At 69.9% G+C, this 23,592-nt stretch carries 23 protein-coding genes and 1 riboswitch; of the genes, 12 read left to right on the top strand and 11 right to left on the bottom strand.

All coding sequences use genetic code 11. From position 1 onward, the window contains the following. Positions 1-2: 2 nt before the first annotated feature. Positions 3-194, top strand: a complete 192-nt coding sequence (locus AUL30_RS11810; RefSeq protein ID WP_062228093.1) for a hypothetical protein — start codon at positions 3-5, stop codon at positions 192-194. A 6-nt stretch (positions 195-200) separates the two neighbouring features. Here the strand turns inward: AUL30_RS11810 and cobT are convergent, their stop codons facing one another. After that, the gene (gene cobT / locus AUL30_RS11815; protein ID WP_062228094.1) at positions 201-1,223 is read right to left on the bottom strand and encodes a nicotinate-nucleotide--dimethylbenzimidazole phosphoribosyltransferase; all 1,023 of its coding nucleotides are present in this window, start codon (positions 1,221-1,223) and stop codon (positions 201-203) included. 117 nt (positions 1,224-1,340) lie between these two features. Between cobT and cobS the strand changes: the two genes are divergently transcribed. After that, positions 1,341-2,114: an adenosylcobinamide-GDP ribazoletransferase gene (gene cobS, locus AUL30_RS11820; protein ID WP_062228095.1), complete on the top strand. Its 774-nt coding sequence runs from the start codon at positions 1,341-1,343 to the stop codon at positions 2,112-2,114. Here the strand turns inward: cobS and cbiB are convergent. From cbiB to AUL30_RS11835, 3 genes are read right to left on the bottom strand one after another with little or no spacing between them, the layout of a single operon-like run. Then, on the bottom strand, positions 2,106-3,053 hold the full coding sequence (cbiB, locus tag AUL30_RS11825; protein WP_062228096.1) for an adenosylcobinamide-phosphate synthase CbiB: 948 nt from the start codon (positions 3,051-3,053) through the stop codon (positions 2,106-2,108). The two genes, cobS and cbiB, sit on opposite strands and share 9 nt — an antisense overlap. Then, positions 3,050-4,051, bottom strand: coding sequence for a threonine-phosphate decarboxylase CobD (gene cobD / locus AUL30_RS11830; protein ID WP_062228097.1), 1,002 nt, complete (start codon positions 4,049-4,051; stop codon positions 3,050-3,052). The genes cbiB and cobD overlap by 4 nt, the downstream gene beginning before the upstream one ends. After that, positions 4,048-5,364, bottom strand: coding sequence for a cobyrinate a,c-diamide synthase (locus tag AUL30_RS11835; protein ID WP_062228098.1), 1,317 nt, complete (start codon positions 5,362-5,364; stop codon positions 4,048-4,050). The genes cobD and AUL30_RS11835 overlap by 4 nt, the downstream gene beginning before the upstream one ends. 60 nt (positions 5,365-5,424) lie before the next feature. Here AUL30_RS11835 and AUL30_RS11840 point away from each other — a divergent pair, with 60 nt between their 5' ends. Next, the gene (locus tag AUL30_RS11840; RefSeq protein ID WP_062228099.1) at positions 5,425-6,177 is read left to right on the top strand and encodes a precorrin-6A/cobalt-precorrin-6A reductase; all 753 of its coding nucleotides are present in this window, start codon (positions 5,425-5,427) and stop codon (positions 6,175-6,177) included. On the opposite strand, the gene cobM is transcribed toward AUL30_RS11840, so the two are convergent. Genes cobM through AUL30_RS11865 form a run of 5 tightly spaced genes read right to left on the bottom strand, consistent with a single transcriptional unit; the run spans position 6,169 to position 11,856 of the window. After that, positions 6,169-6,939: a precorrin-4 C(11)-methyltransferase gene (gene cobM, locus AUL30_RS11845; RefSeq protein WP_062228100.1), complete on the bottom strand. Its 771-nt coding sequence runs from the start codon at positions 6,937-6,939 to the stop codon at positions 6,169-6,171. The genes AUL30_RS11840 and cobM overlap by 9 nt on opposite strands. Then, the gene (gene cobJ, locus AUL30_RS11850) at positions 6,936-8,774 is read right to left on the bottom strand and encodes a precorrin-3B C(17)-methyltransferase (RefSeq protein WP_062228101.1); all 1,839 of its coding nucleotides are present in this window, start codon (positions 8,772-8,774) and stop codon (positions 6,936-6,938) included. The genes cobM and cobJ overlap by 4 nt, the downstream gene beginning before the upstream one ends. Next, positions 8,771-9,466, bottom strand: coding sequence for a precorrin-2 C(20)-methyltransferase (cobI, locus tag AUL30_RS11855; RefSeq protein WP_062228102.1), 696 nt, complete (start codon positions 9,464-9,466; stop codon positions 8,771-8,773). Before cobI ends, cobJ begins: the two co-directional genes overlap by 4 nt. Beyond that, on the bottom strand, positions 9,463-10,662 hold the full coding sequence (locus AUL30_RS11860; protein WP_062228103.1) for a bifunctional cobalt-precorrin-7 (C(5))-methyltransferase/cobalt-precorrin-6B (C(15))-methyltransferase: 1,200 nt from the start codon (positions 10,660-10,662) through the stop codon (positions 9,463-9,465). The genes cobI and AUL30_RS11860 overlap by 4 nt, the downstream gene beginning before the upstream one ends. Before the next feature lie 3 nt (positions 10,663-10,665). Continuing rightward, entirely contained in the window at positions 10,666-11,856 is a 1,191-nt protein-coding gene (locus tag AUL30_RS11865; protein ID WP_062228104.1) for a sirohydrochlorin chelatase, read from the bottom strand. A 209-nt stretch (positions 11,857-12,065) separates the two neighbouring features. On the opposite strand from AUL30_RS11865, the gene AUL30_RS11870 reads away from it, so the two are divergent. Next, positions 12,066-12,812, top strand: coding sequence for a TSUP family transporter (locus AUL30_RS11870; RefSeq protein ID WP_062228105.1), 747 nt, complete (start codon positions 12,066-12,068; stop codon positions 12,810-12,812). A 5-nt stretch (positions 12,813-12,817) separates the two neighbouring features. Then, positions 12,818-14,296, top strand: coding sequence for a cobyric acid synthase (locus tag AUL30_RS11875; protein ID WP_062228106.1), 1,479 nt, complete (start codon positions 12,818-12,820; stop codon positions 14,294-14,296). Here AUL30_RS11875 and AUL30_RS11880 read toward each other — a convergent pair. Next, entirely contained in the window at positions 14,293-14,670 is a 378-nt protein-coding gene (locus tag AUL30_RS11880) for a hypothetical protein (protein ID WP_157070105.1), read from the bottom strand. The genes AUL30_RS11875 and AUL30_RS11880 overlap by 4 nt on opposite strands. A 200-nt stretch (positions 14,671-14,870) precedes the next feature. Here AUL30_RS11880 and AUL30_RS11885 point away from each other — a divergent pair, with 200 nt between their 5' ends. After that, a complete protein-coding gene (locus AUL30_RS11885; RefSeq protein WP_062228108.1) occupies positions 14,871-15,395 on the top strand; it encodes a cytochrome b in 525 nt (174 codons plus the stop codon). 21 nt (positions 15,396-15,416) lie between these two features. On the opposite strand, the gene AUL30_RS11890 is transcribed toward AUL30_RS11885, so the two are convergent. Then, positions 15,417-16,262, bottom strand: a complete 846-nt coding sequence (locus AUL30_RS11890) for an SDR family NAD(P)-dependent oxidoreductase (RefSeq protein WP_062228109.1) — start codon at positions 16,260-16,262, stop codon at positions 15,417-15,419. Between the two features lie 109 nt (positions 16,263-16,371). Continuing rightward, positions 16,372-16,620: riboswitch (cobalamin riboswitch) on the top strand. A gap of 33 nt (positions 16,621-16,653) precedes the next feature. Here AUL30_RS11890 and AUL30_RS11895 point away from each other — a divergent pair. From AUL30_RS11895 to cobO, 6 genes are read left to right on the top strand one after another with little or no spacing between them, the layout of a single operon-like run. Further along, entirely contained in the window at positions 16,654-16,830 is a 177-nt protein-coding gene (locus tag AUL30_RS11895; RefSeq protein WP_062228215.1) for a CbtB domain-containing protein, read from the top strand. Positions 16,831-16,848: 18 nt separating this feature from the next. After that, complete coding sequence (locus AUL30_RS11900; RefSeq protein ID WP_062228110.1) at positions 16,849-17,571, top strand: CbtA family protein; 723 nt, start codon at positions 16,849-16,851, stop codon at positions 17,569-17,571. Continuing rightward, on the top strand, positions 17,568-18,083 hold the full coding sequence (cobU, locus tag AUL30_RS11905; RefSeq protein ID WP_062228111.1) for a bifunctional adenosylcobinamide kinase/adenosylcobinamide-phosphate guanylyltransferase: 516 nt from the start codon (positions 17,568-17,570) through the stop codon (positions 18,081-18,083). The genes AUL30_RS11900 and cobU overlap by 4 nt, the downstream gene beginning before the upstream one ends. Before the next feature lie 4 nt (positions 18,084-18,087). Further along, on the top strand, positions 18,088-19,158 hold the full coding sequence (cobW, locus tag AUL30_RS11910) for a cobalamin biosynthesis protein CobW (protein WP_062228112.1): 1,071 nt from the start codon (positions 18,088-18,090) through the stop codon (positions 19,156-19,158). A gap of 4 nt (positions 19,159-19,162) precedes the next feature. Then, a complete protein-coding gene (cobN, locus tag AUL30_RS11915; protein ID WP_062228216.1) occupies positions 19,163-22,870 on the top strand; it encodes a cobaltochelatase subunit CobN in 3,708 nt (1,235 codons plus the stop codon). Then, the gene (gene cobO, locus AUL30_RS11920) at positions 22,867-23,508 is read left to right on the top strand and encodes a cob(I)yrinic acid a,c-diamide adenosyltransferase (RefSeq protein ID WP_062228113.1); all 642 of its coding nucleotides are present in this window, start codon (positions 22,867-22,869) and stop codon (positions 23,506-23,508) included. Before cobN ends, cobO begins: the two co-directional genes overlap by 4 nt. Positions 23,509-23,592: the final 84 nt, after the last annotated feature.

Genomic DNA, 23,592 nt, shown 5'->3' on the forward strand with positions numbered 1-23,592 from the left:
TCATGTATCGCGACAGCAACCACCCCTTCTTTCGACCGCTCTGGCGCCGCGTGCTGATCGTCGGCATCTGCCTTGCCTGGTCGGCGGTCGAATGGTGGAACGGGCAGCAGCTCTGGGGCGCGATCACCCTGGCGATCGCGGCCTATGGCATCTTCACGCTGTTCATCAACTACAAGCCGGCCGACGAGGAATAGGCACCCTCAAACGGCCGGCCGGTCGGTGACGCCGGCCTGGGCGAAGGTCGCCATGCCGTTGTGGCAGGCCACTGCCGCCTTGACCATCGCAGCCGCCAGGGCCGCGCCCGTCCCCTCGCCCAGCCGCATGCCGAGCGCCAAAAGCGGCACTTTGCCCATGGCCTGCAGGATACGCTGGTGCCCCGGCTCCGCCGAAACATGGCCGAACAGGCAGTGATCCAGAGAGGCCGGGTCCAGGCGGTACAGGACGGCCGCCGCGGCGGTGGCCACGAAGCCATCCACGATCACCGGGACACGCTGCATGCGCGCCGCCAGTATGGCGCCCGCCATGGCCGCGATCTCACGCCCGCCCAGGCGGCGCAGCGCCTCCAGCGGATCGGACACGTGGTTGCGGTGCAGATCCACCGCTTCCTGGACCAGCGCCGCCTTGTGGCGCATCCCTTCCGCATCGAGCCCGGTGCCCGGGCCAACCCACTCCTCGGCCGTGCCGCCATAGAGCGCGGTCAGGAGCGCTGCGGCCACGGCCGTATTGCCGATCCCCATTTCGCCGATGCACAGAAGGTCCGGCTCGCCCGCCAGGCATTCCATGCCGTAGGCCATGGTGGCGGCGCAGTCCCGCTCGGACAGGGCGGCCTCTTGGGTGATGTCGCCGGTCGGATGATCGAGCGCCAGGTCGAAGATCTTCAGCCCCAGGTCGAAGGTGGCGCAAAGCTGGTTGATCGCCGCCCCGCCGGCCGCGAAGTTCTCCACCATCTGCTGCGTCACCTGCGGCGGGTAGGCGGAAACGCCGCGCGCGGCCACACCGTGATTGGCGGCAAAGACCGCGACGACCGGGCGGTTCACGGTCGGGGCATGACCCTGCCAGGCCGCCATCCACTCGGCAATATCCTCGAGCCGGCCGAGCGCGCCCGAGGGCTTGGTCAGGCTTTCCTGCCGGTGCCGCGCATCGTGGCGGGCACGGCCGTCCTGTTGCGGCATCTGGCGCAGGAGGGCGCGGATGTCATCGAAGGGGAGACCGGTGGCCGACATGGGACTCGCTCTTTGTAGGGAATGCAATAGAACGCTGCCGGTGATAGGCAATCGACAGGGCGGACGCAAACCACTTCCGCCAACCCGCAACGCCAGATGGGAGCGTCACGAACCGGCATGAACCGCCCGCTTGCCAGACTGCGGCGCACGCTCGCCTTTCTGAGCCGCTATCCGGTTAGCGCAGACGCCTTTGCCGGCGAGCCGCATCCGCTTGCCGCCGACGCTGCCGCCTTTCCCCTTGCCGGATGCCTGATCGCCCTGCCGGGCGCCCTCTTGCTCTGGGCGGCCGTGGCGGCCGGCCTGTCGCCGGTTACGGCGGCGCTGCTGGCCGTGACGCTCGGCATCCTGATCAGCGGTGCGCTCCACGAGGACGGGCTGGCCGATACGGCCGACGGGCTCTTTGGCCATCATCCGCGCGCCCGCGCGCTGGAGATCATGAAGGACAGCCGCCTCGGCACTTATGGGGGCCTCGCGCTGATCCTGTCCGTCCTCTTGCGCGTGGCGCTTCTGGCAGAGATCGCACAAGCATCGGCGGCGGGCGGCGCGGCGGCGCTTCTGGCGGCCGCGGCCGCGAGCCGCGGCGGCATGGTGGCGCTGTGGCACGCGCTGCCACCCGCGCGCGCGGATGGCATCGCCCACGGACAGGGCCGGCCGGACACCCGGACCAGCCGGGCCGCACTGTGCGCCGCCGCACTCGGCCTTGTAATCCTTGGCTGGACGGCGGCGGGTGCCGCCGGGGTGGGCCTTGCCCTCGTTCTGGCACTCGGTGCCTGTGCCGGCTTCCGCGCCGTGCTGCTGCGCCGGCTCGGCGGCCAGACCGGCGATACGCTCGGCGCGTTGCAACAACTCCTGGAAATCGCCATTCTGGCAGGGCTAGCCCTCTCAGCCTAGCGCAATGAGCACCAGGACCAGCGCAAGCGCGAGGAGGAGGTTGCACAGCCGCCGGAACAGGCGGAGCGCCTGCGCAATATCGTCCAGCGTGGCATCGCGCCGCCCGGTGGCGTTGATCAACGGCGCATCCACGACGAGCGCGCCGTAGCGGCGCGGACCGCCCAGCGCCAGGCCCAGCGCCCCGGCCATGGCACCCTCCGGCCAGCCGGCATTGACGGACCGGTGCTGCGGCCCGTCACGCCGCGCCGCCTGCCAGGCCGCGCGTGAGCGGGACAGGAGGGCGAAGGCCGCCGCGCTCGCCCGGGCGGGCAGCCAGTTCAGGACATCGTCCAGCCGTGCCGCAGCCCAGCCGAAATGCCGGTACCGGTCGTCGAGATGGCCGATCATGGAATCGGCCGTATTGACCATCTTGTAGGCGAGGATCCCCGGCAGGCCGAAGAACGCGGCATAAAGAAAGGGCGCCACAACGCCGTCGGACGCATTCTCGGCCAGGCTTTCGATAGCCGCCCGGCAGATGGCGGGTCGGTCGAGCTGGTTCGGGTCACGCCCGACGATCATCGACACGGCCGCCCGGCCCTCTTCCAGCGAGCGGCCGAGCCCGCGCTCGACGGCGCGCACATGCTCGGCCAGGCTGCGCTGCGCCAGAAGCACGGCAATGACGAGTGCCTGCAGGACAAGGCCAAGCGCGCCGAGCTGCGAAAACAACGCCTCGAGCGCCAGGCCTGCCAGGATGGCACTGAGCGTAAGCAGGAGCACGGTGAGCACCCCGGCCCGCCGGCGCCAGGATGGGGAGCGGTCGGTGCGGTTCCAGCGCCGGTCGCAGGCGCCGATGGCCGCGCCGAACAGGACGACAGGGTGTGGAACGCGGCGCCACAGGCCGGGCGGATCGCCCACCACCCTGTCGATCAAAGTGCCCGTCAGGAGGGCGAGCGCGCTCATGGACGTTCCGCCAGGCGCAGCCGCAGACGATCGGCTGCCGCATCATCGGCCAGATTGCCGATCCGCAGCCAGCGCTGCGCATAGGCGAAGGGCCTCGTGAGCACATGGCGCGCTGCGAGCGCCTGATGGAGCCGATGCGCGTCCTCATGATCGACCAGGCAGAAGAAGGGCGTCATCGCCCGAACCGTCAGTCCGCCCGATTGCAGCACCTCTGCCGTGCGCCGGGCCTGCGCATGCAGATCGGCGCGGATATGCCCGGTCTGTGCTTCGGCTTGAAGAAGCGCCGCCCCGATGGCGAGCGCCGGTCCCGACACGGCCCAGGGCCCGAACTGCGTGGACAGCCGGCCCGCCAGCGTTGCGCCGCAAAAGGCAAAGCCGAGGCGCAGCCCGGCCAGGCCGAAATACTTCCCGAAGGATTTGAGCACCAGAAGCCCGGACCCCTCCACCGCCTCGCCCGCCAGGCTCTGCTCCGGTGTCGCATCCATGAAGGCTTCGTCCACGACAAGCAGCCCGCCCCGGCGCACAAGGCGCCCGGCAAGCGCCCGCAGCTGCGCCGGATCGCTCAACCGCCCGTCCGGATTGTTGGGATTGACGACGACGAGGAGCCGGACATCGTCCGGCACGGCGTCGAGATCGGCGATCTCAAGGACCGCATGGCCCGCCGCGCGCAGGCTGGCGGCGTGCTCCCCATAGGTGGGCGAGAGAACGGCGGCCCGGCGTGGCGCAAAGAGCCGCGGCCAGGCGCTGATGAGTGCCTGGCTGCCGGGCGCCGCCACGATGGCCTCGCCCCGGCCGTAGAAGCTGCGCGCGGCCGATAGCAGCCGCTCCTCGTCCATGGCTTCCGGCAACCGCGCCCAGGCGTCCGGCGACAGGGCCGGCAGCGGCGGAGGCACCGGGTTGATGCCGGTCGACAGGTCGAGCCAGTCCTGCCGCGCGCCACCGTAGCGTTGCATGGCGGCGTCGAGCGCGCCGCCGTGCAGGAAGGCTGCCTCCGTCATGCGCGTGCCTCGTCGATGACATGCAGGAAGGAGCCGGCAATGCGGTCACGCTGCAGCCCCATCGGGCCGAGATCCTGCCCCTGTGCATCCTGCGCCGCAAACAAAGGCGGCGTTCCGTCCGCGCCCTCCGACAGGATGCTTGCATAGTGGAACTCATGCGCCATCACGCAGGGCCCCCACGGCAAGACGTCTCCCAGGCGGCGCGCCTTGCGGTAGCCCAGATGCCGCCGCCGCGCGGCAAAGCTCGTTTCCAGCGGCAGGAGGCCGAGCATGGCGTGGCGCTGCCCCGCCGCGTCGACAAGGCCTGTTCCCAGCATCATGTAGCCGCCGCACTCGCCGTAGATGCGGCAGCCGCGTGCGGCAGCCGCCTCCATTCCCACACGAAAGCGCCGATTGGCGGCGAGCCGTCCGGCATGAAGTTCCGGATAGCCGCCCGGCAGGTAGACGGCATCGGCATCCGCATCGGGCGGCGCGTCGGCCAGCGGCGAAAAGGGGATGATCTGTGCCCCCGCCGCCCGCCAACCATCGATGAGATGGGGATAGGCGAAGGCGAAGGCCGCATCCTGCGCCAGCGCGATGCGCTGTCCGAGCGGGGCCAGAGGGCGCGCCGCCCCCTGCACGGGAGCGCGCGGCCCCCGGGCCGTCCCGGCCAGACTGAGACATGCGGCAAGATCGAGCCGGTCTTCCAGCCAGTCGGCCGCACGCTCGGCAAAGCCGTCCATGTCGGCATGTTCCATCGCCTGGACGAGGCCGAGATGGCGTGAGGGCAGCTCCAGTTCCGGCTGATGCGGCAGGGCCGCAAGGATGCGGATTCCGACCGGATCGAGTGCCCGGGCCAGCATGTCCGCGTGCCGCGCGCTGCCCACGCGGTTCAGGATCAGCCCGCCAATGGTGATGGCAGGGTCCCAGCGGGCAAAGCCTGCCACCAGCGCAGCCACGGATTGCGCCTGCCGCGCGCAGTCCACGACCAAGACGACGGGAAGCCCGAGCTGGCAGGCCAGCGACGCCGCCGAGCCCGTCCCGTCCGCCGCCCCGTCGAAGAGCCCCATGGCGCCTTCCACGATCAAGGGTCCGCCGGGGGCGTCCGCCAGGTCTTCGATCAAGCCCGGCCGCATGGCATAGACGTCGAGGTTGAGGCTGCTGCGCCCGCAGGCGATGGCGTGGAAGGCCGGATCGATATAGTCCGGCCCGGATTTGGCCGGCCGGGGGTCGAGGCCCTGCCGCGCCAGAAGACGCATCAAGGCAAGGCTCACCAGCGTCTTGCCGCAGCCGGAGGACGGCGCCGATATGAGAAGCCCAGCTGCGCCTGCCATCTGCCCGCCTGTTCCCTTTTTCTGGTCCGCTCGCGTTCCGGACAGCTTATAAACGAGGCCATGGCCGACGCCGCAAGACCCTTGTCCCGCATTCTGATCCTGGCCGGCACGCGCGAGGCACGCGCGCTTGCCGAGCGCCTTGCGGAAGATGCCCCGCATGTCGACACCATCCTGTCGCTTGCGGGAATCACCCGGGCGCCCCGCCCGGTCGGGGTGTCGTTGCGCATTGGCGGCTTCGGAGGGCCGGACGGGCTGGCGGCCACACTGCGCCAGGATGCGGTATCGCTCCTCGTCGATGCCGCCCACCCTTTCGCGGCGCGGATGCACGCCCATGCCGCGCAAGGCGCCGCGGCGGCCGGCATTCCGCGCATCCTGCTCCTGCGCCCCCCCTGGCCCCTGGAAGAAGGCTGGCACGCTTTCCCGGACATCGCGGCGGCCGGCTATGCGCTTCCGTCGGGCGCCCGGCCCTTCCTGGCGCTCGGCCAGCAGCATCTGGCGGGTTTCCCCGACCGGGCGGACATCGCGCCTGTCCTGCGCATGGCGCAGGCCCCGTCGGCGCCGCTGCCGCTGGCCGCCAGGATCGTCGTCGGACCGCCGGCCGCGGATGCACGGGCCGAGCGGGCGCTCTTCCTGCGGCACGGCATCACGCATCTCGTCTGCCGCAACTCCGGCGGCAGCGATGGCGCGGGCAAGCTCCGCGCCGCGACGGCACTCGGCATCCCCGTCCTGATGGTGCAACGCCCGGAGCCGCCGCCCGGCCCGAGCGTGGCCACCGTGGACGCGGCGATGGACGAAATCCTCCGCCTATTGTGAGCGCGCCGGCCGCAGCACATGCACATGGCGCGGATCGTAAAGGCTGGAATCGACGAAGCCCTTCGCATCGAGCGCACGCCCGACCAGGACGAGCGCCGTCCGCGTCAGCTTGGCTTCCCGCGCCATGCGGCGCATGGTGGACAAGGTTCCGCGCAGAAAGAGCGCGTCCGGCCACCCCACGCGATAGGCGATGATGGCCGGACAGTCGGGACCATAGGCCGGCAGCGGCGACAGGCTGCGCTCGATATGCGCCAGGTTGCGCACGGACAGGTGGATGGCGAGCGTCGCCCCGCTGGCGCCGAGCGTTTCCAGCTCCTCGCCCTGCGGCATGGCGGAAGACTTCATGGCCGTCCGCGTCAATATGATGCTCTGGCACAGTTCCGGAACGGTCAATTCCAGCTTCAACGCCGCCGCGGCGGCGGCAAAGGCGGGAACGCCGGGGGTCACGTCATAGGGTATGGCGAGCGCGTCGAGCCGGCGCATCTGCTCGGCGGTGGCCCCATAGATCGAGGGATCGCCGGAATGGACACGCGCCACGTCATGGCCGAGCGCATGTGCATCGGCGATCTCGGCCAGGATTTCGTCCAGCGTCATGGGTGCCGTATCGATGACCCGCGCCCCGTCCGGCGCCGCGGCCACGATCTCGGCCGGAACGAGGGAGCCGGCATAAAGGCAGACCTGGCAGGATTGGATCAACCGCAGCCCGCGCAGGGTGATGAGATCCGGCGCGCCGGGTCCGGCGCCGATGAAATGGACCGTCATGCGGCAGGCTCCGTCCTGTACGGTTGATCGGCATCGTCCAGCGTGCGGCCGGCCTTGCCGGCGTAACCGCGCGGCGTATAGACGCGCCACGTCCCATCGCCCCTCTGGAAGGCGCGGCTCTGGCTGGATCCGACGACGACGACGGTCAGCATGTCCACCATGTCCACCTGCAGTTCGGCGAGCGGCAGGATGCGCACCTCTTCGCCCGCGCGGCCGAGATTGGTGGCCAGAACCACGGGCGTATCGTCCGGCCGGTGTTGCAGCAGCATGTCCCGCGCAGCGGCAAGCTGGCTGCGGCGCCGGCGCGAGACGGGGTTGTAGAAGGCGATGACGAAGTCCCCCATCGCGGCGGCCTGCACCCGGCGCTCAATATCGGGCCAGGGCGTCAGAAGGTCGGACAGGGAAATGGTGCAGAAATCGTGCCCGAGCGGCGCCCCGGCCCGGGCAGCGGCAGCCTGCAGGGCGGAGATGCCCGGGCAGACGTGGATCTCCACCCGGCGCTCGGCGGGGTCGAGGCCGCCCTTGTCGACGAGCTCATAGGCGAGCGTCGCCATGGCGTAGATGCCGGCATCGCCCGAACAGATCAGCGCGACCTCGCGGCCCGTGGCCGCGAGCGACAGGGCATGGCGGACCCTGTCCTCTTCCGCGCCGAGGGGGAAGTCGTGCCGCTCGGCCCGTGTCGGCACATCGCGCACGAGGTCGAGGTAAAGCCCGTAGCCGACCAGCGCATCGGCATCCTCGATGGCGCGGGTCGCCTCCGGCGAGCGCCATTGCGCCGAACCCGGCCCGATGCCGACCAGCGTCAACCTGCCCTGCGCGCGCCCGATCGTGGCGGGATCGAGCACCCCGTCCGCACGGGCGAGCGCCGCCGTGACGCGCGCGGATTTGCGCTTGGGCACGACGAGCAGCCCGGACGCGCCCACGCCAGCCAAAGCGGCACCTTCGGCGACGCCGTGGCAGCCGACCTCGGCAAAGACGATGTCGGACGGGTTCTCAAGGCGCGGATGCTCCGCCTCCAGGCGCGCCGCGTCGAAGACCCGAAAGGGAACGTCGAAGTGCCGGGCGACAGCCTGGAGCGCCGCCTCGTCCGCCTTCACGTCGAGCGTGGCGACCAGCGCCAGCGACAGGGGGCTCAGCCCCGCTTGCGCCAGCAGGGCCTCTGCCAGCGCGATGGCTTCCGCGGCCGGTGCACCGCGCTCCGCGCCCATGCCAAGCACCAGATGCCGCGGCCGGTACACAAGTTCCAGCGCGGAGGGCGCGCGGCGTGCATCGTCTGCGACAAGCCGCACGGCTCCGTCGGCCGCCAGGGGAAGACCGGCATCGGCCAGGAAGGGCGGCAACCCGTCCTGCCGCACGGTGGCGCCATCCAGAAGCGCGGCCATGACGCCCTTGGCGGCCGCCGGATTCTCCAGCGTCCAGCCTGCCGGCGGCTCGTCCAGCGCCACGCCGAAGCGCGTATCGCCGGCCGTGGTCACGGCGGCGTGCCCGCCGGTCAGAGCGGCGATCTGCATGGCGATCCGGTTGGCGCCGTGATGGCCACCGAGGAGCGGCACGACCGATGCCCCATCCTCCGACAGGCAGATGACCGGCGGCTCGGCCGCCTTGTCCGCCAGAACCGGGCCTAAGCAGCGGATGGTGGCGCCGGTTGCCATGATGGCGATGATCGGGTGGCCGTCCTGGAAAAGGCGGCGCAGATGCGCCGCCGCATGGTCGAAGCCCGTATCGGCACCCGGCACCGTGTCCGGCGCATGAATGGCGCCGCCGAGGCTGCCACGGATGCTGCGGGCAAGGTCCAGTGCCCCGGCATTCAGGATGACGATCGCGGGTGGCCTCATGCCGCCGCCTTTCGGTGTCCGAGGATCATGGAAAAATAGGGTGCCTCGGCCCGCGCCGTCGCCAGGGGCGACAGCTCCTGCCCCTCCTGCGTCAGATGGGCGAGGTAGTGGCAATGGGGCGTCAGGCCGAGCGTATCCAGAAGGGCGCGGACCCGCGCGAAATGGCGGCCGAGCTTGATGATGCAGAAGGCATCCGCAAGGGCCAGGCGTTGCGTGAGCGCCGGCGTGTCCAGCGTGGCAGGCAGGACGCAGAACGTATCGTTGCGGCGCGCAAGCGGCAGGCGCAGCGCCGCCGCGCCGGCCATGGGAGAGGCGACGCCCGGCACGATCTCCACGGCAAAGCGCGGTGCCAGGCGCTCCGACAGGTAAAGGAAGGAGCCATAGAAGAGCGGATCACCCTCGCAGAGCAGGGCCACGTCCTCCCCCTGGTCGAGCCGCCGGGCAATGTCGACCGCCGCCCGGTCGTAGGCGGCCTGCCCCGGCGCCGGATCGACCCGCATGCACAGGTCGATCGGAATTTCCGCCTGCTGGCCGCCGAGATGCGGCGCGGCGATGGCGCGGGCGCGGCTCACCCCGCTGTCCGGCACGGGATAGGCGATGACGGGCGCGGCGCGCAGCAGCCGGACCGCCTTCAGGGTCAGAAGTTCGGGATCCCCCGGCCCGAGCCCGATGCCGATGAGCCGGCCCGTCATGGCGCGTCCACGGGCTTGGTCAGGTGCAGATGGGTGACGGGCATATGCGGCCGCCATCCCGTCAGGCCGCCCACGGGGGACGCCGTGCAGCCGGCGATGCGCAGGAGCTCGCCGCCGAGCCGCGCGTGGATGCTCAAAAGCTGCGCTTCGCTTTCCAGCGTCACGGCATGGGCCGCCAGATCGCCCCCCGGCGTCAGGGCGGCGTAGGCGCGGGCGAAGGTCTCCGGCGACAGACCGCCGCCGATGAAGACGGCGTCCGGGGCCGGCAATCCGTCCAGCGCATCGGGGGCCGTGCCGGCCACGATCTCGATGCCCGGCCCGGCCAGCCGCCCGGCATTCTCCGCCAGCATGGCGCGCCGGTCCTCGCGCGGTTCGATGGCGATGGCCCGGCCGCCGAGGCGGCTCCATTCCACCGCGATCGAGCCGCAGCCGGCGCCGATATCCCACAGGAGCGCGCCCGGCCGCGCCCGCAGGGCCGCGAGGGCCAGCGCACGGAGCGGCCGCTTGGTCATCTTGCCATCGTGCCGGAAGGCAGTGTCGGGCAGGCCGAACAGGCCATGCCCGGCCGCGCCCCGGCACTCCACGGCCACGAGGTTGAGCGCGGCGAAGGGGCCGGGCGCCATATTGGCGGCCTCCATCGCCAGAATGCGCTCCTGCGTGCCGCCCAGATGCTCGCAGACCGTCAGGCTGCTCGCCCCCAGCCCGGCCGCGCAGAGCTGTTCGGCCAGGGCAAGCGGCGTCGTCCCGTCGCTCGACAGGACCATCAGCCGCTGCTTGTCGAGCATGGACGGCGCCAGATCGGCGACGGGCCGCCCATGCGCCGACAGGCAGCGGACGGTTTCGAGCGGCCAGCCGAGCCGCGCGGCCGCCAGCGAAAAGGCGGAAGGGCTCGGCAGGATGCGCATGTCACCCTTTGCCAGAAAGCCGCGCAGCCAGGCGACCGGCCCGAACCAGCTTGGATCGCCCGTCGCCAGGATGACGGTGGGCTGCCCCCGCACGGCCAGGATTTGCGGCTGCGTGGCTGCGAAAGGTTGCGCCCAGGCCGTGCGCGTGCCGGAAATGCTGGCATCCAGCATGGCAAGGTGCCGCCGGCCGCCGAAGAGATGCGCAGCTTCGCCAAGCGCGGCGGTCTGCTCGCCGGTCAGGGTCGCAAGCCCGCCATCGCCGATGCCGACGACGGTCAGCCAAGGGCCCATGTTTCAGCCGCCCTTCTTCATCGAGCGCGGCCCGAGCGGATGATCGGCATGCGGATAGGGATGGTGCCCGTGCCCATGGCTATGGCTATGGCTATGCCCATGGTCGTGCCCATGCCCATGCCCATGGTGGTGGCCATGGCTGTGCCCGTGGTCGTGCGCGTGATCATGCCCGTGGCCGTGCCCATGGCTGTGCCCGTGCTCGTGCCCGTGGTCATGGTGGTGCCCATGCCCATGATCGTGGCTATGGTGATGATCATGCCCATGGTCGTGGGAGTGACCATGATGATCATGGTCGTGATGGCTGTGCGAGGGCGCCGCCTCCCCCGTGCCGATGCCCTCGACATGATGGTGGTGGCTTTCCTGCGGCAGCCCGACCTCGGCCTCGAAGCCGAGCACCTGCTCGCGATACTTGCACATCTGGCAGTTCATGCGGTTATCGCCGGTCAGGATCTCGTCCAGCCGGTCCACGAAGGTCTCCACGACGAGGTCGTGATCACCCAGATAGGATGCCTTGATGAACTCGATCTCCGGATGGCGGGCCGCCACCATGTCCGTATAGTCGTAGATGCGCTGCACCAGGATTCCGGTGAAGAGGAAATAGGGGAACACGACGATGCGCCGGTAGCCGAGCCGCGCGGCATGTTCCAGCGCCGGCTCGACCAGCGGGAAGGTGACGCCCGAATAGGCCGTTTCACCCCAGCCGAAGCCGAGCCCCTCCCAGATGAGCCGCATCATCTTGGACACGTTCGAATTGGCGTCGGGGTCGGAAGCGCCGCGCCCCACCACGACGAGCATCGTGTCGTGCAGCGGCGCGCCGTCGCGCCAGCCGGCGGCCAAAAGCGCCTCACGTACGCGCGCACCGGCGGCGCGCACCATCTTCGGATCGATCCCCAGCTCACGGCCGTAGCGGATTTCGATCCCGTTGGCGCGGGCATAGGTGTTGAGGACGGAGGGAATGTCGTTCTTGGCGTGGCCGGCGGCAAACAGCATGCCCGGAAGCGCCAGGACGGTGCCGGCGCCCGACTGCCGCAGGCGGTCCAGCCCGTCGCGGATGATCGGCCGCGCGAATTCCAGATAGCCGTAATCGACGGTCCAGTCCGGCAGGCGGCGCGCCATCTTTTCGGCGAGCTGGCGGAACTCGTCCACGGCTCCCTGGTCGCGGCTGCCATGGCCGCACAACATCAAGGCGTTCATCGAGCGTCTCCTTCGGCTCCGTCCCTTGGCCCCCGATTTGGGTCGGCCGCACCGGATTCTGTTTCAGCCCCACGATTTGGGGCGCCGTCCCGACGGGCCTTGGGCACCGTCGAAGGCGTGACCAATAGTGGAAGCCGTGCGTCGAGGAAACCGTCCTTTTCATTACCGGCTCCGGAGGCTACAGGGAACGGGCCCCACGGGAGCCGCTCATGTCGCCGGAAATCGTCGTCCTTCTCATCGTCGCCGCGGCCTTCCTGGCCGGCTATGTCGACGCCATCGCCGGCGGCGGGGGGCTCATCACCATTCCGGCACTGCTTCTGGGCGGGATCGATCCCTTGTCGGCCCTCGGCACGAACAAGCTGCAGAGCCTGTTCGGCTCGGGTTCGGCCACGCTCGCCTATGCGCGCAAGGGCCATATCGAGGTTGCCCGCCTGCTGCCCGCCGCGGCGCTGGCCTGCCTCGGCTCGGCCGCCGGCGCGCTTCTCGCCACCGTGCTGCCGCCCGATCTCCTGGGCCGCATCCTGCCCTTCCTGTTGATCGGCATCGCCCTCTATTTCGCCTTCAAGCCCAACCTGTCGGATGTCGACCGGGACCGGCGCGTCTCGCCCATGGCCTTCGCCCTTTTCATCGTGCCGCTGATCGGCTCCTATGACGGGCTGTTCGGGCCGGGAACGGGGTCCTTCTTCATGATCGCCTTCGTGGCCCTGGCAGGCTACGGCGTCCTGAAGGCGACGGCCCACACCAAGCTTCTGAACTTCGCCTCCAATATCGGCGGCTTCGCCGTCTTCGCCCTGTCCGGCTCGATCCACTGGAAGCTCGGCCTCGCCATGGGGGTCGCGCAATTCCTGGGCGCGCGCCTCGGCGCGGCATCGGCCATGCGCTTCGGTGCGCGGCTGATCCGGCCGCTCCTCGTCGTCATCTGCACGGCGCTGGCGCTGCGCCTCTTGTGGAGCTGACGCGGATGACCATGGCCCTGATGCTGCAGGGCACGGGATCGGATGTCGGCAAGAGCGTGCTGGTGGCCGGTCTGTGCCGGGTGTTCGCCCGGCGCGGGCTGCGCGTCCTGCCCTTCAAGGCGCAGAACATGTCCAACAATGCCGCCGTGGCCCGCCGCGCGGATGGCGCCTGGGGAGAGATCGGGCGCGCCCAGTGGCTCCAGGCCATGGCGGCGGGCGTCGAGCCGCATGTCGACATGAACCCCGTGCTGCTCAAACCCATGAGCGATACCGGATCGGAAGTGATCCTGCGCGGTCACGGCCAGGGTCATGCGGATGCGCGGGCCTATCAGGCGCTGAAGGCCAGCCTCATGCCTCATGTGCTGGCGGCTTATGAAAGCCTTTGCGCGCAGGCCGATATCGTCCTGATCGAGGGCGCGGGCAGCGCATCGGAAGTCAATCTGCGCCAGGACGATATCGCCAATATGGGCTTTGCCGCGAGCGCGAAAGTGCCGGTCGTGCTGGTCGGCGATATCGACCGTGGCGGCGTGATCGCCTCGCTGGTCGGCACCCATACCGTGCTGCCGCCGGAGGATCGGCGCCGCATCGCCGGGTTCATCGTCAATAAGTTCCGGGGCGATCCGACGCTCTTCGCTCCGGGCCAGGAGACGGTCACCCGCCATACGGGCTGGCCCTCGCTCGGGCTCGTGCCCTGGCTTTCCCTGCCGGGCCGCCTGCCGCCGGAGGATTCGGTCGCGCTGGAGCGGCCGCGCGCCACGCAAGCCGGCCGCCGCATCCGCATCGCCGTGCCGCAGCCCGGCCGCATCGCCAATTTCGACGATCTCGATCCGCTGGCCGCGACGCCGGGGGTGGAGGTCGCCTTCGTGCGTCCGGGCGAGGCGATCCCACAGGCCGACTGCATCCTTCTGCCCGGAACGCGCTCCACGCTGGGCGACCTTGCAGCCTTCCGCACCCATGGCTGGGACCGCGACATACTGCGCCATCATGCGGGCGGGGGCCGGATCATCGGCATTTGCGGCGGCTACCAGATGCTGGGCCGGCAGTTGCACGACCCGCTCGGCGCCGAGGGGCCCATCGCCTCGGCGCCGGGCCTCGGCCTTCTGGACGTGGAAACCGTCATGGAGCGGCACAAGACCGTGCGCCGGACGCAAGGGCGGGCGGCGAGCGGCGAAGCGATCGACGCCTATGAAATCCATCTCGGCCATACGCAGGGCGCCGACATGCAGCGCCCCTTCGCCGTCGTGGATGGCCAGGGCGAAGGCGCGATCAGCGCGGACGGGCGCGTTACCGGCACCTATCTGCACGGGATCTTCGCCAACGATGCCTGGCGGCACCGTTTCCTGGCGAAACTCGGGTTGAATGGCCCGCGCCACGACTACCGGGCAGAAATCGACGCCGCGCTAGACGGCCTCGCCGATGCCCTGGAACAGTCCCTGGACATCGACGCGCTCACCACCCTCGCCGGGCGCGCCGGCAGCTTTTAGCTGCAGTTGGCCGCAACACCTTCGGCGTCGTTGGCAGCGCGGGCTGTTTCGCACGCCGCGCCGCGGGTCAGGTTGTTGATGCCCTGGCGCGCCCGGTCGAGCGCATTGGCGCCCTCTTCCTGCGCGCGTTCGAGCGCCGGGCCTGCCCGGTTCTGCAGATCCTGCGCGGCTGCGCCGATCGCGTCTCCCGTCTGGCGCGCGGCATCTCCGAGCGCGTCGGCCGCCTCGCGCGCTTCGCGCTCGGCGTTGGATGGTGCGGACGCGGCGGGTGGTGGTGGCGGCGGGGCGGGTTGCGACGCGGTGTCGTTCCGGTCATCGCCGCAGGCGGCCAGCGACAAGGTTGCCAGAAGGGCAATCGGCAGAAGCACTCTCACGCTCGGTATTCCTTTGTTCAAAACCCTGGTCGCGACGCGTGTCGTCGGGGCCGACATGAACGTGCAAAGGTCGCCCCGGGTTGCGCCACGAGCGGAAATATTTCGTCACGCAGCCAAGGCTTCACCCCGGCGCCGAAATCCGCCACTCTGCGCTATCGACCCCCGCATGGGAGCATCCGGTGATAAGAAACACGACATGGATGGATACGCCGCGCCGTTACGGCCTGCTCAGCCGCGGCTTCCACTGGATCATGGCTGCGCTGATCCTGTGGCAGTTCCTGACCGTGGTGTCCCGCCTCGTCGCCGAGGACACGCCGGTGGAGGCTTTCTTCTTTTCGACCCATGTCACGACGGGCGTCACCATCCTGGTCCTGGCGATCGCGCGCGGGGCCTGGGGGCTCGCCAACTTCAGCAAGCGGCCGCGGCATGACGGGCTGCGATTCGGCCGGGCGGCCGATCTCGGCCATCTGGCGCTGTATGCGCTGATGATCGCAACGCCGGCGATCGCCGTTCTGCGCAGCTATGGCGGCGGGCGCGGTCTGCGCGCCTTCGGCGTCCATCTTCTGCCGGCCACCGGGGAGCGCAGCGCCGATTTGATGGCGCCCGCCAATCTTCTGCATGGGCCGCTCGGCTACTGCCTTTTCGCGCTGGTAGCCGGCCATCTCCTGGCCGTCGTCCTGCACGAACGCGTCTTCCGCGAACCCGTCCTGGCGCGCATGCGCTAGGCACCGCCATGCGGGCGGACGTCAGCTTCCCATGAAATCGGCGAAGCGGCCGGACCAGTCCGGATGCCAGCGCGACAGGGGCGGACGGTTCTCGATCACGTCCTGCGCGGCCCAGAGGATGCGCTTTTCGTCCGTGCGCCGTGTCACCTCGTTGTCCGGACACAGGATGTAGAAATCGCCGGCGCTGAGGGCCTCCAGCATGAAGTCCACCGTTTCCTCCGGCGTCCAGGCGCCATCGGGCTTCTGCGTGCGGCCCCGCGCGGTCAGGCCCGTGAAGACGAAGCCAGGAATGAGCAGCGCCGCGCCGACACGGCAGCCGGGGCGCTCGCGCAGCTCGTGCGCCAGCGCCTCCGTATAGGCCTTCACCCCGGCCTTCGACACATTGTAGGCCGGGTCCCCCGGCGGGGTGGTGATCCCCTGCTTGGAGCCCGTATTGATGATCAGCCCCGGCGCGCCATGCTCCAGCATGGCCGGGCCGAAGGCGCGCGTGCCGTTGATGACGCCGCCCAGATTGACCGACAGGACGGCATCCCAGCCTTCCTCCGGCCCGAAAATGGCAGAGCCCGGCTGGATCCCCGCATTGTTCATCAGGACATGCACGGGCCCGAGCGTACGGCCCACATGGGCGGCCGTCCGGGCAAGCCCCGCGCGGTCGGTCACGTCGCAGGCCGCGGCGATGACGCTCTGGCCGGACGCCGCCTCCGCCTCCAGCGTTTCCAGAGCCACTGCCAGCGGGTCCATCTGCCGATCCACGATGGCCACGTTCAGGCCGAGCGCCAGGAAGCGGCGGGCGGCGGCAAGGCCGATGCCGGACGCGCCTCCCATGATGACGGCGGTGTGGCCGGGTGCGATAGCGGCGTGCGACATGGGCAACCTTTCTTGGCGATGACGGGCCAACATGTCGGGCGGTCCGGCCTTATTGGCAAGCCCTGCGGTGCATGCGGGCGGCAGACGCTTCCGCTCGCAGCGCAAAGCGTCTATCCTTTTGCCCGATGGTCCCGGCGCGCCACTCGTGCGTGGCCGGGGAAGGAGCAAAGCTCCGAGAGGGAATGCGACGGGCCGACCCATTCCGGGGGCCTTTATCGCAGCCGACCCCGCGACTGTAGAGCGGTGAGGTTCCGTCCGCCGGCCATGCCGGAAACGCCACTGGACACCCGTGTCCGGGAAGGCAGGACAGACCCCATGACCCGCGAGCCAGGAGACCTGCCATCGCTATGAAGAGCGGCAAATCCCTGCCGCTGTCACGGAGGTTGAGCACATGACCACGCGGACCGCGTCCCGAACGCCATCCGACACCGCCACCCGATTCGCCACGGGGCTTCTGGCCCTGGCGCTGGGCGGCTTCCTGATCTTCGGCGCGGGCTTTGCCAGCGCCGACCAGTTGCACGATACCGCGCATGATGCGCGCCATGCGATGGGACTGCCCTGCCACTGAGCGGGGGAGCATAGACCCATGACAATCCGGATCCTTCTTGCGGCGCTTCTCGCCGGAATTCTGGCTGGCCTGGCGATCACGCCGGTCCAGGCCCTTCGCACCACGCCCCTCATCATCGCGGCGGAAGCCTACGAGGATGGTGGCGCCCCCTCGGCCCACGAGCATGGCGCGCTGAGCCTTGCCACGCCCGCCCTTGCCCATGCGCCGGGCGCCGGCGCGGACGCAGGGGGCACGAGCGCCGCCCGCCTTGGCGGCACGGCGCTCGCCAACATCGTGCTCGGCGCGGGCTTCGCGCTTCTGCTCCTCTCAGTCAGCCTTGTGAGCGGACGGGCCATCACGGCCCGGAACGGGGCCGTCTGGGGCCTTCTCGGCTTTGCCACCCTGACGCTCGCGCCGGCGCTCGGGCTGCCGCCCGAACTCCCGGCCATGCCGGCCGCCGATCTTGGCGCGCGCCAGCTCTGGTGGCTCATGGCCGTCCTGTGCACGGGCCTTGGCATCGGTGTCCTCACGCTGGCGCGGCCGGCCGGGCTGCGGGCCGCAGGCGCGGCGCTGATCGTCGTGCCGATGATGATCGCCGCGCCACATCCGGCGGAGCTGGCGAGCCCCATTCCGCCGACGCTCGCCGCCGAGTTCGCCGTCGCCTCTCTGACGACATCGGCCATCTTCTGGGTCCTGATCGGGGGCCTGACGGGCCTTGCGCTCGAGCGTTTCGGCACGGCCGGACGGCTGGCCCGGGCGTGAGGCGTATCGGCCTCGTCCTCGGCGGAGCGCGCTCGGGCAAGAGCGCCTTCGCCGAGCGGCGCATCGTGGCCACCGGCCTTCCCCGCATCTACCTGGCGACGGGGCAGGCCTTCGACGCCGAGATGGCCGACCGGATCGAGGCCCATCGCACGGCGCGGGGGCCGGACTGGCAAACGGTCGACGCGCCGCTCGCCCTGCCGGAGGCAATCTGTCGGCACGCGCTGCCCGGGCAGGCCGTGCTGGTGGACTGCCTGACGCTCTGGCTCAGCAATCTCATGCTGGCGGAGCGGGATATCGGGCACGAGACGCAGGCGCTGTGCCAGGCGCTCGGTGCGGCCGCCGGCCCGGTCACGCTCGTGGCGAGCGAGGTCGGCCTGTCCATCGTGCCGGACAATGCGCTGGCGCGCGCCTTCCGCGACCATGCCGGCCGCATCAACCAGACCGTCGCGGCGCTGGCCGACGACGTCCATTTCGTCGCGGCCGGCTTGCCGCTGACACTGAAAGGTTCATGATCCCATGCAGACCAAGATTCCCGCCACCGTCATCACCGGCTTCCTCGGCGCCGGCAAGACGACACTCATCCGCAACCTCCTGGAATCGGTGGAAGGCCGTCGCATCGCGCTGATCATCAACGAGTTCGGAGATCTGGGCGTGGATGGCGATACGCTGCGCGGCTGCGGCAGCCAGGCCTGCCGCGAGGAGGATATCGTCGAACTGACCAATGGCTGCATCTGCTGCACCGTCGCCGACGATTTCATCCCCACCATGCAGAAGCTCCTCGACCGGCCGCAGCCGCCGGATCACATCGTCATCGAAACCTCGGGCCTGGCGCTGCCCCAGCCCCTCGTGGCCGCCTTCAACTGGCCGGACGTCAAGGCGCGTGTCACCGTCGACGGCGTCGTGACGGTCATCGACACGGCGGCCGTCGCCGCCGGGCGCTTCGCGCAGGACGAGGCGCGGATCGCCGCCGAGCGTGCCAGGGATGAGAGCCTCGATCACGACAATCCGCTGGAGGAACTGTTCGAGGACCAGATCCGCGCCGCCGACCTCGTCATTCTGAACAAGGCCGATCTCGTCGATGCGGCGGCGCTGGATGCGGTGCGCACCGAAGTGCTGGCGCAGGCCGGACGCAATCTGCCCGTGCTGACGGCACGGGACGGCAAGCTGCCGGTCGATGTGCTGATCGGCATCGGGGCCGGGACCGAAAGCCTGATCGCCGAGCGGCAATCCCATCACGAGCTGCACCATGCCGATGGCCACACGCATGACCACGAGGATTTCGACAGCTTCCTCCTGACCCTGCCGCCGGCCGCCTCCCGCGAGGCGCTGGAGGCAGCGCTGAAGACGGCGATTGAGCGCCACGATATCCTGCGCCTCAAGGGGTTCGCCCGTATTGCCGGAAAGCCGATGCGCCTGCAGGTGCAGGCCGTGGGCAGCCGGATCGACAGCTATTTCGACCGGCCGGCCACGCCGCAGGAGACGCAGAGCCGGCTGGTCGTGATCGGCCTCCACGACCGGCTCGACGCGGCGGCGCAACGCGACATCGCCGACCTTCTGGCCGGTGCCGCCGACGCGGCGGCGGCCTGACGGCGTGCATCTTCTCCTTGCAGAGAAAGGCCGGATCGCCGATGGCGAGGAAGCGGTGGATCTTGGCCAGTCGCCGGGCGATATCGTCTTCCTGTCGGCGGCCGACACCGAGCTGAGCGCGCTGGCGGCGGCGGCGCATCGCGCCGGCCTGCCGCCGACGCGGCTGCGGCTGGCCAATCTTCTGCGGCTCGGCCACCCCATGTCCGTCGACAGTTTCGTGGAGCGGACGCTTTCGGGCGCCCGGCTGGTGGTGGTGCGCCTTCTGGGCGGCATCGGCTACTGGCCCTACGGGGTGGACGCTCTGAAGGCAGCGGCGCGGCGCTTCGGCTTCGCGCTCGCCTTCCTGCCGGGCGACGAGCGGCCGGACCCATCGCTGGCGGAGGCCGGCACGATCGGCGCGGACCGTGCCGACGCGCTCGCCGCCTATCTGACGGAAGGCGGCATCGACAATGCCGGCCTGTTTCTGGACGCCTGCGCCGCCCTGATCGGCGCGGCGCCGGAGCCGCCCGCCGCCCGCCCGCTCCTGCGCGCCGGGCGGATGGACAGGCCCGGCGTGGCGGCGCCCGATGCGCCCGTCGTGGCCATCGTCTTCTACCGCGCCCTGATGCAGAGCGGCCAGACCGAGCCGATCGAGGCCCTGGCGGCCGCGCTGGAAGGGCACGGTCTTGCCGCGCTGCCGGTCTTCATTTCCAGCCTGAAGGATCCCGTCAGCATCGAGACGCTGCGCCACCTGTTCCAGCCCCGCGCGCCCGACGTCGTCCTGAACTGCACAGGCTTTGCCACGTCGCCCGCCGGCGCCGCGCATGTGCCGACCGTGCTGGACGAAAGCGGAGCCACGGTGCTGCAGGCCGTGCTGGCCGGCACCAGCCAGGAGGCCTGGGCTGCATCGGACCGGGGCCTTGGGCCGCGTGATCTGGCAATGAACATCGCTTTGCCCGAGATCGACGGACGGGTCCTCAGCGGCGCGATCTCCTTCAAGGCGGCGGGCCAGTGGGACGCGCTGACCCAGTGCGATCTCGTCACCCATCGCTCGCATGCGGCCGGCATCGCCTTTGCCGCCGCGCTGGCCGCCCGCTGGGTGCGCTTGCGCAGACGCCCGGCGGCAGAGCGGCGTGTCGCCATGCTTCTGGCCAACTATCCCAACCGCGACGGGCGGGTGGCCAACGGCGTCGGGCTGGACACGCCGGCCGCCGCGCTCGCCGTCCTCAACGCCTTGGTCGGGGCCGGTTATACGCTGGCGGACCTGCCCGCGGACGGCAATGCGCTCATTGCGCAGCTTCTGGCCGGGCCGACCAATGCCGGCCATGGTGGACGGACCATCCGACACAGCCTCTCACTCGACGATTACCGCGCCGTCTTCGACAGCCTTCCAGAGGCGATCCGCAGCGCCGTCACGGCGCGCTGGGGGCCGCCGGAAGCGGACCCCTTCGTCGTTGCGGGCAAGGGCTTCGCCCTTCCCTTCCTGCAGTTCGGCAACGTGATCGTCGGCATCCAGCCGGCGCGCGGATACAATATCGACCCCAAGGAAAGCTATCACGCGCCGGACCTGCCGCCCCCGCACAACTACATCGCGGCCTATGCGCATATCCGACGGACGTTCGATGCCGATGCCGTCATTCACATGGGCAAGCACGGCAACCTCGAATGGCTGCCGGGCAAGGCCCTGGCGCTGTCGCAGGACTGCTTCCCGCAGGGGCTCCTCGGGCCCATGCCGCATCTCTACCCCTTCATCGTCAACGATCCGGGCGAAGGCACGCAGGCCAAGCGGCGCAACGCCGCCGTCATCATCGACCATCTGACCCCACCGCTGACGCGCGCCGACAGCTACGGCGTGTTGCGCGAACTCGAAGACCTGGTGGACGAGTTCTACGAGGCGCAGCTCGGCGACAGGCGGCGCATCGCCGCCCTGCGGCCCCGCATCCTGCAACTGGCCGCCGATAGCGGCCTTGCGGTCGATGCCGGCATTGCGGCAGCCGACGCGCCGGATGCGGCGCTGGACAAGCTGGACGCCTACCTGTGCGAATTGAAGGAAATGCAGATCCGCGACGGACTGCACATTTTCGGCACGCCGCCGTCGGGCCGCCTGGCCGACGATCTCCTGGCCGCCATCACCCGCCTGCCGCGCGGCACGCGGGCAGAGGACGCCTCGCTCCTGCGGGCGCTCTGCCAGGACCTCGGCCTGCCCGCTGCGTTCGATCCGCTCGCACCCGCCATGAGCGCGCCGTGGAACGGGCCTTATCCACAGCTTCTGCAGGATGTGTCCACAGCGCTCTGGCGCAGCCATGGCGATACGGTGGAGCGGTTGGAACTCCTGGCATCGCGCCTACTGGCAGGTCAGGACCGGGCGCGGCTGCCCGATGGCGCGGCCATGGCCGTGCTGGCGCATGTGGACAGGGTGCTGCGCCCGGCTGTGGACAGGTGTGGACAGGCGGAAATGGCCGGGCTCCTGGCCGGCCTGTCCGGCCGCTTCGTCGCGCCCGGCCCCTCCGGCGCCCCGTCACGCGGGCGGCCGGACGTCCTGCCCACCGGTCGCAACTTCTATTCGGTGGACACACGCGCCGTGCCGACCGAGACGGCGTGGGCGCTCGGGCGCAAATCCGCAGAGGCCCTCGTCATGCGGCATCTGCAGGATCATGGCGACTGGCTGCGCGTCGTGGGGCTGTCTGTGTGGGGCACCGCCAATATGCGCACCGGCGGCGACGACATCGCCCAGGCTCTGGCGCTGATCGGCGTGCGGCCGCTCTGGGAAGGCGGGGGACGGCGCGTCACCGGCTTCGAAATCATTCCGCAGGCCGCGCTGGGGCGGCCGCGGGTGGATGTCACCTTGCGCATATCGGGCTTCTTCCGGGATGCCTTCCCCGAGCAGATCGCCCTGTTCGATGCCGCGGTCCGCGCGGTCGGCGCGCTGGACGAGGATGCAGCGGACAATCCCATCGCCGCGCGGATGCAGGAGGAAGCGGCCGCACTGATCGCCGCCGGACTGGCCCCGGAGACGGCACGGCACCGGGCGGGCTTCCGGGTCTTCGGCTCCAAGCCCGGCGCCTATGGTGCGGGCCTACAGGCGCTGATCGACGAGCGCGGCTGGACGCAACGGGCCGATCTTGCACAAGCTTACCTCAGCTGGGGCAGCTATGCCTATGGCGGAACCGCGGACGGCGTGGCGGACCGCGACGGGCTGGAGCGGCGGCTGGCGCGCGTGGAAGCCGTCGTCCAGAACCAGGACAACCGGGAGCACGATCTTCTGGATTCGGACGATTACTACCAGTTCGAAGGTGGCATGAGCGCTGCGGTGGAGCATCTGTCGGGCCGCCGGCCGGCCGCCTATCACAACGACCATTCCCGCCCCGAGCGCCCCGTCGTGCGGACCCTGGAGGACGAGATCGGGCGCGTGCTGCGGGCCAGGGTCGTCAACCCCAAATGGATCGCCGGCGTCATGCGCCATGGCTACAAGGGCGCCTTCGAGATCACGGCCACGGTAGACTATCTCTTCGCCTTCGCAGCCACCACCGGGGCCGTGCGCAACCACCACTTCGACCTCGTCCACGCGGCCTTCGTGGCCGACGAGACGGTGTCCCGCTTCATGCAGGACAACAATCCAGACGCCTCCCGGGAGCTGCGCGACCGGCTCCGCGAGGCCGTCGAGCGCGGTTTGTGGACCCCGCGCTCCAATTCCGCCCCCTATGCGCTGGGCATGCAGGAGGAGACACGATGAGCGTGAAGAACGAGAAACTTGCCGGCATGACCGAGGCCGAACTCGATGCGCGCCACGCCGACAAGATGCGCAAAAAGAAGCTCGCGCGCGACAAGATCATCGCCACCAAGACGCAGGAGAAGGGCCTCGTCATCGTCCACACCGGCAAGGGCAAGGGCAAGTCCACCGCTGCCTTCGGCCTGGTTTTCCGCGCCCTCGGCAACGACATGAAGGTGGCCATCGTCCAGTTCGTCAAAGGCCGTTGGGAAACCGGTGAGCGCCAGGCGCTCCGGCGCTTCGAGGACAGCGTCACCATCACCGCCATGGGCGATGGCTTCACCTGGGAAACGCAGGACCGCCAGCGCGACATCGCCGCCGCGCAGGCCGCCTGGGAACGTGCCAAGGCGCTGATCCTGGATGCGACACACCAGCTCGTCGTGCTGGACGAACTCAACATCGTCCTGCGCTACGATTATCTGCCCGTGGCCGAGGTGGTCGAATTCCTGCGCGATCACAAGCCGGAGATGAAGCATGTGGTCATCACTGGCCGCAACGCCAAGGAAGAGCTGATCGACTTCGCCGACCTCGTGACCGAGATGGAGCAGGTCAAACACCCCTTCCGCTCCGGGATCAAGGCGCAGAAGGGGATCGAATTCTAGGTGCACTGCCGCAAAAAGCGGCGCGCAAAAAAATCGATCACACCCGCTTGACGGTAAATCCTCTTAACAGTTAGCCTCCTTAAC

The sequence above is a fragment of the Aureimonas frigidaquae genome, assembly GCF_001463905.1.
GTDB lineage: Bacteria > Pseudomonadota > Alphaproteobacteria > Rhizobiales > Rhizobiaceae > Aureimonas > Aureimonas frigidaquae.